At 39.4% G+C, this 12,273-nt stretch carries 8 protein-coding genes; 5 read left to right on the plus strand and 3 right to left on the minus strand.

Annotated elements, in window-relative coordinates:
• Positions 1 to 130: 130 nt before the first annotated feature.
• Complete coding sequence (locus tag SJ312_RS04840) at positions 131 to 2,164, plus strand: M13 family metallopeptidase (protein ID WP_110591753.1); 2,034 nt, start codon at positions 131 to 133, stop codon at positions 2,162 to 2,164.
• 319 nt (positions 2,165 to 2,483) lie between these two features.
• Here SJ312_RS04840 and sodC read toward each other — a convergent pair whose 3' ends face one another.
• Positions 2,484 to 3,008, minus strand: coding sequence for a superoxide dismutase family protein (gene sodC / locus SJ312_RS04845; RefSeq protein ID WP_004254197.1), 525 nt, complete (start codon positions 3,006 to 3,008; stop codon positions 2,484 to 2,486).
• Positions 3,009 to 3,323: 315 nt separating this feature from the next.
• Entirely contained in the window at positions 3,324 to 5,930 is a 2,607-nt protein-coding gene (gene topA / locus SJ312_RS04850) for a type I DNA topoisomerase (RefSeq protein WP_004254195.1), read from the minus strand.
• Between the two features lie 290 nt (positions 5,931 to 6,220).
• Here topA and SJ312_RS04855 point away from each other — a divergent pair, with 290 nt between their 5' ends.
• Positions 6,221 to 6,478, plus strand: a complete 258-nt coding sequence (locus SJ312_RS04855) for a DUF2498 family protein (protein WP_094960535.1) — start codon at positions 6,221 to 6,223, stop codon at positions 6,476 to 6,478.
• A 96-nt stretch (positions 6,479 to 6,574) separates the two neighbouring features.
• Here SJ312_RS04855 and sohB read toward each other — a convergent pair whose 3' ends face one another.
• Entirely contained in the window at positions 6,575 to 7,621 is a 1,047-nt protein-coding gene (gene sohB / locus SJ312_RS04860) for a protease SohB (protein ID WP_165879319.1), read from the minus strand.
• Between the two features lie 177 nt (positions 7,622 to 7,798).
• Between sohB and SJ312_RS04865 the strand changes: the two genes are divergently transcribed.
• From SJ312_RS04865 to SJ312_RS04875, 3 genes are all read left to right on the plus strand, one after another.
• On the plus strand, positions 7,799 to 8,563 hold the full coding sequence (locus SJ312_RS04865; protein ID WP_110591757.1) for a YciK family oxidoreductase: 765 nt from the start codon (positions 7,799 to 7,801) through the stop codon (positions 8,561 to 8,563).
• A 5-nt stretch (positions 8,564 to 8,568) separates the two neighbouring features.
• A complete protein-coding gene (gene cobO, locus SJ312_RS04870; RefSeq protein WP_165879384.1) occupies positions 8,569 to 9,159 on the plus strand; it encodes a cob(I)yrinic acid a,c-diamide adenosyltransferase in 591 nt (196 codons plus the stop codon).
• Positions 9,160 to 9,715: 556 nt separating this feature from the next.
• A complete protein-coding gene (locus tag SJ312_RS04875) occupies positions 9,716 to 11,863 on the plus strand; it encodes a filamentous hemagglutinin N-terminal domain-containing protein (RefSeq protein ID WP_165879315.1) in 2,148 nt (715 codons plus the stop codon).
• Positions 11,864 to 12,273 lie beyond the last annotated feature (410 nt).

Here is a 12,273-nt window from a genome sequence, read left to right on the forward strand (position 1 = left end):
TACTGCAAAGACGGATTAACTTTATTTCATTATGTGGTTCAATAAGTGAAATAAATTTTGCAGAACACTCGCTCCAAGGTTTAACGTATTAGAGTGGATATCGTAATTCTCAACGAAGAGAGGTGGTTACATGCGTTTAAATGTTTTGGCTTTAATTATTGGTATGTCGACTATTTCTTTTGCCCCGTCACTATTGGCAAAAGAAGTTAGTTATGGACAACAAAAAATTGTTTTGTCTGACACGATTGAACCCGGCAATGATTTTTACCGTTATGTGAATGAAGATTGGGTAAATAAAGCGCAAATCCCTACCGGTATGCCACGTATTAACTCTTTTGTGGAATTATACTTAAATACAGAAAAACAAATTCAATCGATAATTGACCAGCTACAGCAGATCCCCGAAAACAAACTTACGCATAATCAACGAAATATTCGAAATTTATATCTTAGTTACCTGAATGAAACGGCTATCGAGCAGGCAGGAATTACCCCAATAAAATCCGATTTAGATGCCATTAAGAAAGCTAAAAGCCATAGTGATATTAGCCAGTTAATGACCCAACCCGACTACAAATCATTGATTTCTTATTGGGTAGACTTAGATGCTAAAGCACCGGATACCTATGTGCTTTATATCGGCCAAGGCGGCTTAGGGCTACCTAATCGGACTTATTACCTCGATAACACACCGCAAATGGAAGATATTCGAAAAAGTTATATCGCTTATATCGCTACCATGTTAGAGCTAGCCGGTGAAAAAGATGTCACACAAAAAGCACAGAAAATTTTTGATTTAGAAAAAGCGATTGCAACTGTACATTGGAGCCCTGAGGCCCGCCGTGACACTATCAAAAATTACCATGCAATGACCTTAGCTGAAATGAAAAACCATACCCAAGGTTTTGATTGGGATAGCTTTATTACTAGCCGCAAGTTAACTGATAAGCAACTTGCGAAAGTGGTCGTTGAAACGGACAGCGCAGTTGAACAAACTGCAAAGATTTTTGCAGATACCCCAGTTTCGACATTAAAAGATTACTTAACCTTTCAGTATATTAGTGAGCACGCACGTTATTTAAACCAAACCATCGCAGATGCACAGTTTGATTTTTACTCGAAAAAACTCAATGGTATTGAGAAGCAACGCACCCGCCAAGAGCGCGCTTTGCAAACCGTTAACTCACTCCAAGGTGAGCCATTAGGGCAAATTTACGTCGAACAATATTTCGACCCTCAAGCTAAAGAAAAAATTAAAGATTTGGTTAGTTATGTGAGAGGAACATTTAATTCACGCTTAAAAGTCAATGACTGGATGGATGAGCCTACTCGCCAAGAAGCCCTTAAAAAATTGGAACAATTCACGGTTAAAGTGGGTTATCCAGACCAATGGAATGATTTCAGTGAGATTAACCTCAAGCCCGATTCATTATTAGAGAATTATAAGCAAGTTTTAGCTTGGTCATATGATGATATGATTGGCAAAATTGGTCAGCCTGTTCGTCAATGGGAATGGGGAATGACGCCACAAACAGTCAATGCCTATTTCAACCCTGTTCAAAATGAAATTGTGTTCCCTGCTGCAATTTTACAAGCACCGTTCTTTGACCCTAATGTTGACCCAGCCTATAACTATGGCGCAATAGGTGCAGTCATCGGCCACGAAATGGGCCATGGTTTTGACGACCAAGGCAGTTTATATGACGGAACCGGGCAGTTACGTAATTGGTGGAGTGAGAGCGCTAAAACCCACTTTAAAGAGAAAACCGCTAAGCTTGTTGAACAATATAACGGCTTTACTGTTGATGGCTTAAAGGTGAACGGTGAGCTTACATTAGGGGAGAATATTGGTGACCTCGGTGGGTTAAATATTGCCTTAAGTGCTTATAAGCAATTTGCCAAAGAAAACTACCCAAATGGTGAGGCTCCAATTATTGACGGAACAACTGGGTTACAGCGTTTCTTCATTGCTTGGGCACGCACGTGGCAAGAGCTGTCAAATAAAGAATCTGAACGTAATAAGATTATGACGGACCCTCATAGCCCTAACCAATTTCGCGCAAATGGCGTAGTACGCAATATTGATGACTGGTACGAAACATTCGGTGTTGATAAAAATAACGCCCTGTATTTGGCACCAGAACAGCGTATTCGTATTTGGTAATTTATCAATGACAAAAGAAGGCTCGAAATTTAGCGTGAGCCTTCTTTTTATGACTAGGCATTAAGCGGCGCTGAGCCCTAGGAGCATACATCAGTATGTAATTAACATTAGTAAGTCCAGATAACAATTCTGCTGTTTAAATCATATTCTAATCAATGCAATACTGTCTTTTAAACTACTTTATAATCAATACAATACGCTAAATAGTTCAAGTTGTGGCTAGGCAGCAAGCGGCGCTAAGCCCTAGGAGCATACATAAGTATGTGACTAGGGTTAGCAAGCGCAGCTAACAACGCCACAGCTTGAAATATGACGCGTATTATTTGATGACGCCGCAGGCCATCCTAGCCCCACCACCGCCTAACGCTTCTGGATTATCAGAATAGTTATCACCACCCACATGCACCATCAATGCGCGGTCTTGAACATCTTTGAGTGATTTTAAACGTGGCGCTAGTACCGCATAATTAGCATTACCTTGACTATCGGCAACTAAGCCGGGTAAATCGCCTAAATGCCCTGTGTTATCATAAGGGCCTTTATGAACGCCTGTTTTGGCTGGGTCTAAATGACCACCCGCTTTTAATGCAGGTACCGATTTACCGTCTTTTTCTGCAGGTTCGCAGCTTGGGTTCTCATGAATATGGAAACCATGAATGCCTGCTTGTAGTCCTGTTAATTTAGGCGTGAACAGTAATCCATATTCCGTTTCTGAGATAACAACCTCACCTATTGCTTTACCATCACCTGTGGGTGTCGCTTCTTTTAATACAACAGTAGACTGAGCAGCGTACGCTGTCCCCGCTGTCAATAATGCAGCCAGTAAACACATTTTTAACTTCATTTTGCCTCCGGTGGATAACTTTTATCTATCATTCCATCGACTTACCTAAATATTTCAGCAAGGTAAGGATTATTACTGCCAATTGATAACTACAACGACTCTATCTTAAGTTAACACAAATTAGTTATCACTTTGGTGCTACATTTGAGTTTAGTTAAAAATTGGTGGCTGTATCACAGTGAGCGATAAGAAATAAAGGAATGGACAGTATAACAGCGGGTTATTCACTGATAGGCATTGATATGAAATTGACAAGTTAAAAAAGCCAATCTAATTAAATGATTGGCTTTTTTGTTTGGAAACAAAGGAGAGCGATTATTTCTCTTTTACTTCCCACTTACCGTCAACGTAGAATGCACTCCAACCCGTTGCTTTGCCGTTTTTCTCTGAAGAAACATATTGTTGTTTCGTTTTACGACTAAAACGGACGACAGTTGGGTTACCTTCACCGTCTTCAGCCGGTGCTTCAGCTAAATAAGCGAGTTTTTCAGGTAAACGGTCTTTAAAACGCTGTAATTCTGCCACTAGTGGTGCACGTGTTTCTCGTGATTTAGGGAATGTATTCGCCGCAAGGAAAACGCCAGCAGCCCCATCACGTAACACAAAATACGCATCAGATTTTTCACATGGAAGTTCCGGCAATGGCACTGGATCTTCTTTCGGTGGTGCCACTTCACCACTTCGTAAGATTTTACGCGTATTTTTACACTCTTCGTTGGTGCAACCCATGTACTTACCAAAACGCCCCATTTTCAGGTGCATTTCTGAACCACACTTGTCACACTCAATGACCGGGCCGTCATAACCCTTAATACGAAACTCGCCTTCTTCGATTTCATAACCTTCACACGCAGGGTTATTACCACAAACATGTAATTTACGGCCATTATCAATCAAATAGCTGTCCATCGCGGTGCCGCATTTTGGACAACGACGTTTGGCTCTTAACGCATTAGTTTCCGCATCATCCCCTTCAAGGACATTAAGGACTTCGTCTTCAGGGATAAGATTGATCGTTTTTTTACAACGCTCTTTGGGTGGTAATGCGTAACCAGAACAACCTAAAAATACCCCAGTTGATGCGGTACGAATGCCCATATGGCGTTCACAATCAGGGCAGGTAATTGAGGTAATTACCATTGGGTTGGTGCGCATTCCCCCTTCCTCTGGTTCTTTTTCAGCAACATCGAGCTGCTTACTAAAATCAGAGAAGAATTCATCTAATACGGCTTTCCATTCGGCATCATGGTTTGCAACATGGTCCAATTGGTCTTCCATACGTGCAGTAAAATCATAGTTCATCAGATCATTAAAGTTTTCCTCTAAGCGGTCTGTGACGATTTCACCCATTTTTTCTGCATAGAAACGACGGTTTTCAACTTTGACATAACCTCTGTCTTGGATCGTCGAAATAATCGCTGCATACGTTGAAGGACGGCCAATACCACGCTTTTCTAACTCTTTAACTAAGGACGCTTCACTAAAACGTGCCGGCGGCTTGGTAAAGTGCTGGCTAGGCAATAGCTCAACCAAAGACAACTCCGCACCAACTTGTATTGGTGGCAGCGTTTTGTCTTCATCATTTTTACGCAGTGCAGGCATGACTTTCGTCCAACCATCGAAGCGCAGAGTACGCCCTTTGGCTTTTAGTTCAAAATCCCCTGCTTTGACTGTTAAGGTTGTTGAATCATATTTCGCAGGTGTCATTTGACAAGCCACAAACTGATTCCAAATCAATTGATACAACCTTTTCGCGTCGTTCTCCATGTCTTTTAGTGACTCAGGTAAAACATCGACACTAGAAGGACGAATGGCTTCGTGTGCCTCTTGCGAATTGTCTTTGCTACTATACACATTGGCATCTTTTGGCAGGTATTTCGCGCCAAAATTATCATTAATATAGCCACGAACCATGTCGAGTGCATCTTGACTCAAGTTTGTTGAGTCAGTACGCATATAAGTGATGTAACCCGCCTCATAAAGACGCTGAGCCATCATCATGGTTTTTTTCACGCCGAAACCTAAACGGGTACTAGCAGCTTGTTGTAGCGTTGACGTGATATACGGTGCGCTCGGTTTACTGGATGTCGGCCTATCTTCACGGTCAGTAACCGCAAAACGGGCATTTTCCAGTAATTTAACCGCCGCCTCTGTTTGCGCTTTATTGACTGGCTTAAATGCCTTACCACCTTGTGAAGTGACTTCCATACGCAAATTAGCGATATCTTTATCGGCTAAGTCGGCATGCAGTTCCCAATATTCTTCAGGAACGAAGGCTTTAATTTCCCGTTCACGTTCAACTATCAGTTTCACTGCAACTGATTGAACACGACCAGCAGATAAGCCACGAGCCACTTTTTTCCACAACAGTGGAGAAACCATGTAACCCACAACTCGGTCCATAAAACGACGCGCTTGTTGTGCGTTAACTCTATCTATATTTAATTCCCCAGGGCTATCAAATGCCTGAGTGATCGCATTTTTGGTGATCTCATTAAATACAACACGACTAAAACGAGAATCGTCTCCACCAATCACTTCACGTAAATGCCACGCAATAGCTTCCCCTTCGCGGTCCAAGTCCGTTGCGAGGTAGATGTGATCAGCATCCTCCGCCAGTGATTTAAGTTCAGAGACCACTTTTTCTTTACCTGGTAGAATTTGATAATTCGCTTTCCAACCATGGTAAGGGTCAATCCCCATGCGCTTAACTAATGCGTCACGCGGATCTTTTTTCACTTTCTTTGTTTTGTCGGTAGATGAGCCTGTACTCTTTTGTGAGCCGGTTTGTGAACCAGAGCCGCTTTTCGGCAGATCACGAATGTGGCCAACGCTGCTTTTTACAACGTAGCCACTGCCAAGATACTTATTAATCGTTTTGGCCTTTGCCGGGGACTCCACTATAACAAGAGCTTTACCCATATTTACCTTTACCTAAATATCAACAATGGCGCATTTCTACATTAAAATGCGCAAAATGAGAATCTCTTTTTTATATTGCGACACAATCACAATATATCAATATATTTTTAAACAATTATTTGTGTTGAAACAAAACTTATAAACTCAATCACGTTATTCTAAAAGGCACAAAGTGTCTTCTAGTCGACTGATTTTAACCATATAAAGATGTTTAGTCACAATTGAAAACCACACACTCTACCTGATAAAATGCTAGAAGCAACCAATTATTTTTTCAAGGAAGCCAAGTTATGCAAGACAATTTACCGTTCATCACAAAAAAAGAGTTACTTGAAAAAGCTAATGATATCATAAAGAAACATGATGATTATATTCATGGTATGTTTGTTGATACTGTAGAGCAGCATCGAGGTACATTGGTATTTAAAGGGGAGTTCTTCTTAGATGAAAACAATATCCCTACCTTAAAGAGTACCGCTGCTTTTAATATGTACAAACACCTTGCTCATGTACTATCAGAACAATACCAATTGAGTGATAATAACTAATTAACACGTTTGCTCTTTGTATATAATTTACCGGCTAAAAAGCCGGTAAATTAATAGTAGATTTAAAAACGCTTATTCGCTAGGCAAAATTCGAAATTACAAGAGTGGTTTTTGCCCACGCTGCCACCAGCGCAATAATAAATTATCCACGCTCTTTGCCGCGCTTCCCATAAACTTATCCATCATTTTTTTACTTAATACATAACGGATACTAACTATTTCCTTAGTATCAATCGCATTAATAATAAAATCATCACTCACACCAATATTATCCACAAGCCCTTTATCAAACGCCTGTGAACCATACCAATACTCCCCTGTTGCAACTGCAGAAATATCTAAAGATGGGCGATTTTGATGAACAAATTGTTTAAACAATTCATGTGTTGAATTTAAATCTTCAACAAATTTCTTACGACCTTGCTCCGTGTTCTCACCTAACATGGTCAATGTACGTTTGTATTCGCCAGCGGTGTGAAGTTCAACATCAACATCATGCTTTTTTAATAACCGATGAATATTTGGAATTTGAGCGACAACACCAATCGAACCAATAATGGCAAATGGCGCTGCGATAATTTTATCTGCGATGCATGCCATCATATAGCCACCACTCGCAGCGACTTTATCTACCGCAATAGTCAGTGGGATATTTTTTTCTTTGATTCTTAGTAATTGCGAAGCCGCTAAGCCATAACCATGAACCATCCCACCTGGGCTTTCAAGTCTTAACAAAACCTCATCTTGTTGGTCTGCAACAGCGAGAATTGCACTGATCTCTTCACGTAAAGAGGCAACTTCACGGGCATCCATACTACCTTTGAAGTCTAAGACATATAAGCAAGGCTTTTTAACCCCTGTTTGGCCTAATTTAGCCCCAGTTTTCTCACTTTTTGATTTTGCTTTTTGCTGTTTTTTAAATGCTTTTAGCCATGCCTTATGTTCTGATTCATTCATTTTTACCTGTTGCATTTGGCGCTGACGCTCACGATAGCTTTCACCTAAATCTGTGATTTTCAACGCACCTTTTGCTCCTTGTCTGCGCATACCTACGCCAAACACAAAAACAGCCAGCAAAACCACCGCTACCAAAATCGTAACGACTTTTGCTAAAAATAGCCCATACAATGAGAAATACTCCACAATCTGATCCTTTTGATATTTATCTTCAATACAAAAATAATCTCACGATTACGCGCAAACAACCAGAAAAAAACAGAGTTGGCACGACAAACCTTGTTAATACTATGTTAGATTAGCCAATTATCACAATCAGTGCGATGATAACCATACATGCTAATCACAATAGTAGGAAAGAATATGCTCCAATATCAGCCTAGACAAGACCTATTGAAAGGTAAAACTATTCTCGTGACAGGTGCCGGTGATGGCATTGGCCGTGAAGCCGCTCTCACTTATGCGCGCTATGGTGCATCCCTTATCCTTGTTGGTAGAACACTGCATAAATTACAATCAGTTAGTGATGAAGTAGCGGCTTTAGATGGAAAGAATCCACCTTGCTTTGTATTAGACTTATTAACCGCAACAATTGATGACTGCCATACACTCGCTTCGCAAGTTGCGTCAATAACGCCTTATTTAGATGGCGTTTTACACAACGCGGGAATACTTGGTGTAGTAGCCCCTATCTCTGAGCAACCCAGTGACCTATGGCATGATGTGATGCAAATAAATGTTAATGCCACATTTATGCTAACTCAAGCTTTGCTCCCTCTATTACTTAAAGCGCCTAATGCCTCGTTAGTTTTTACCAGTTCAAGTGTAGGTAAACAAGGTCGAGCCGGTTGGGGAGCTTATTCTGTCTCTAAATTTGCGACAGAAGGTTTAATGCAAATTCTATCCGAAGAGTATAAGCACAGTAATCTTCGTGTAAATTGTATTAATCCAGGTGGAACTCGAACCTCTATGCGAGCAAGCGCGTTCCCTGACGAAGATCCACTTAAATTGAAAACTCCTGCTGATATCATGCCTATTTATATCTATTTGATGGGTGATGATAGTCTGCGTAAAACAGGAAGTAGCTATGATGCACAACCCGGACGCAAGCCCGGTGCTGCGGAGTAAAAATGATGTCTCAAAACCGACACGAAGAACGTCAACAACGTTTAAAAGAAAAAGTGGATGCACGAATTGAAGCCGCTCAAATTGAACGGGGTATCGTTATTGTCTTTACTGGAAATGGAAAAGGCAAAACGACAGCGGCATTTGGTACTGTTTGCCGGGCAGTAGGCCATGGTAAAAAAGCCGCTGTTGTTCAATTTATTAAAGGCGGCTGGGATAATGGTGAACGTGGGCTGTTAGAACCCCAAGGCGTTCCCTTCTATGTTATGTCCACAGGGTTCACTTGGGAAACTCAAAACAAAGAGACAGACACCCTCGCCTGTATAGAAACTTGGCACTACGCCAAACAATTATTAAGTGACCCACAGTACGATTTAGTTATTTTAGATGAACTCACCTACATGGTAAGTTACCATTATCTCGAATTAGCAGAAGTGATCCAAGCATTACAAAGCCGTCCTGCCAATCAATCTGTTGTGATCACTGGCAGAGGTTGCCACCGAGATTTAATCGAATTAGCTGATACAGTAACAGAAATGCGCCCAGTGAAACATGCATTTGATATTGGGATTAAAGCTCAAAAAGGGATTGATTGGTAATCATCCGATAACAAAGTGCAATAATAAGGCGTTATTTTTTATTATTGCACTTCTAATCTATTTCACTAGCTATTTTTCTAACTAAGCCATCAGTTAACCTATAAAAAAGTTATTTAATACTTTTCATTGGTAACACTAATTTAGTGTGAACTCCATATTGGAAATATATTTTTTGGTAGTATGAATTTTTTTGCTAACTTTTGTTCATCAAGTATCACAATTATTTTATAACGATAAAGAATAAATATAAAAATAATTAATGCTATTTATTGAAAACCTCCTCTTTAATTAAAATGATTACGTATTGCTACGTGAGTAAAATCCTCCTAACAGGCTAAAAATGCGTAAACACAACCTATTGATAAAAAACAAACTAATCTATAAAAATAGATATTACTCCGCTTTTATTCAGTTTTAGTTAGTTATCAATGAATAACGATATATTTACCCATGTTAACATTATTAATTTTATTTAGTTTTCTATTTAAGCATAATTAAACTGCAATAATGGATTGTTAGTTATCTTAGATTTTTCTATTTTATTTAAGGGATATATATGAAAAACGTTTCAAATTCTCATTTGAATTTCACAAAAATGAAATTTAATTCACTCTTTTTATGTGTTTCAATAATCGTTGGAACTACTACTGTTGCTCAAGCGGCAATTACACCAACTAATGGGGCTGGTATATTAAATCAAGGTAATGGACCGACTGTCGTTTATATTAATAAACCAAGCCAGGCTGGTGTTTCCCATAATACCTATAGCCAATTCGATGTTGACCAAAAAGGCGTTATTTTAAATAACAGTGCAAAAAATTCTAATACGCTCATTGGCGGCAAAATTGGTGGCAATACCAATGTTGCTGGCGGGCGAGCTAAAGTTATCTTAAACGAAATAAATTCAAATGCGGCAACCACATTAAATGGCATGATTGAGGTTGCAGGCGGCAAAGCGCAAGTAATCGTTGCTAATGCGTCCGGAGTTACATGTAACAACTGTGGCTTTATCAACACCAATCGTACAACACTGACAACCGGTAAAGTAGAGCTAGCAAATGATGGCTCCATTGCTAACTATAATGTGCAGCAAGGTAAAATTGCCATCAATGGGAGATTAGATACCAATTCTCCGACAGATTTAATTGCACGTTCGGTGGCCATTAATGGCATTATTGATACACAGCGCATCAATGTGATAGCTGGAAGTAATCACGTCAATTCGGCTGGGGATGTGACGGGTACAGCCGCTGCAATTGGAACAAAACCCACTGTTGGGATTGATGTTTCGTCGATTGGCGGTATGTATGCCAATAAAATCTCATTAATAGCCACTGAAACTGGCGTTGGTGTCAGTAATTTAGGGGATATTGGTACCTATAATGGCGCAATTTCTATTGATACCGCAGGAACGGTGAATAATACCAATGGTAATATGAACGCAGCGGGTGATATTGATATTAAAGCAGCAAGCCTTACCAATAACGGTCGCATTGCGGGTAATAAAAACGTCAATATTACCGTTGCAGGAACGGGTGTAATTAATAATGATAATGGTGATATCACATCCTATAACAATGATATTAATCTAAGTACATTAGGTACACTAAGCAACAATCGTGGTTCGATAATCGCTCTGCAGAATGTTAATACACTCTCTGATTCATTTGTAAATGATAATGGTATCGTTCAGTCTACTAAAGGTAATATCGACATTCATTCCATGAGTACAATTTACAACAGGGACAATCTCGCCAATCCAAATGATCCAGTAAAAGGATTCAATGCTGGGCGTGATATAACGATTAATGCCGTTCGTGTTGTGAATGAAAACTCCAATATTACTGCAGGGCGAGATAGCAAAATCAGCACGCAATCCGCAATTGATAACACATCAAATAGCAAAATTACTGCACAACGCCATGCAGACATCAGTACGATGTACTTAACGCAAACTAATTCTGAAATAAATGCCATTGATGGCCAGATGAATTTAGATGCGTCGGTATCACTCACTAATGCGGGAACGTCAACCATTCATAGTGGTCGCTTGATGAATATCAGTACTAACCAGCTCAATAACACTGGAGCGATTGTTTCAAATAACGGCAAATCCGTTATTAATGCTAATTCAATGAACAACCGTTCTGGCTATATCAAAGGACAAAATCTTACGATTAAAGCCTATAGTATTGATAACCAAGCAGGGTTAATTAATGCTGAAAATAATCTGGATATTGAAACCAGTTATTTGAACAACAGTTACAGTAGTGACTTTAAACTCATTAATACTAAATTTGGACTAACAAACCAAAATGGTGGCCTACAAACCAATAATGGAACTATTAAAGTTAAAGGTGATACGTTACATAATACCTATGGTTCTATTGCTGCAAATGTAGAAAATAATACCGCTGCACGTAATGATATTGACGTTAAGCTCAAAGCAACACTCAATAATAATTATGGGGAAATCAAAAGCGCTAATAGCCAGAAACTGGATGTTGGCACATTAGAAAACTATTCAGGAACAGTGGCCGCAGGGAAAAATCTCACCATTGATTCAAAAAATCGTATTAACAACCAATATGGTGCTTTACGCTCTACTAACACGACTAAAGTCACCAGCCCTATAGTAAGTAATGGAACGACTGGAAGCATCACGGGTAACCGTGTGATTATTGATGCAGTTGTGACAAACTAATATATTACAATCATAACCACTCGCATAGCGGGTGGTTTATTCTAGCCCTATAAGGGCTTATTACCGACCGCGCCTAAATAATATTCTCACACTATATCTACCGAAACAAACACAAACAAATAATTAATAAGTGGCGAAATTAAAACCTAATATATAACAGCCAAATGCCACTACCCAACAACAATAATAATAAGTGTTAAACATATCTTATCTATGCTTATTGTAAAGTCACAATAGATAGGAGAACTCACTTAAGTAATAACGTATACGATCTCCATTTTAGAGTAAAGTTTACATATTGAATATACAAGGAAATTTTACAAGCCAAGTGATAAATACCCATTTTTTCACCTTTATAGATATAACATCTAATTGACGTCAATTGCATAGTCTTAAAAAGAATTAATTTT

The organism is Providencia sp. CIM-Carb-044 (assembly GCF_033901115.1).
GTDB classification, from domain to species: domain Bacteria; phylum Pseudomonadota; class Gammaproteobacteria; order Enterobacterales; family Enterobacteriaceae; genus Providencia; species Providencia hangzhouensis.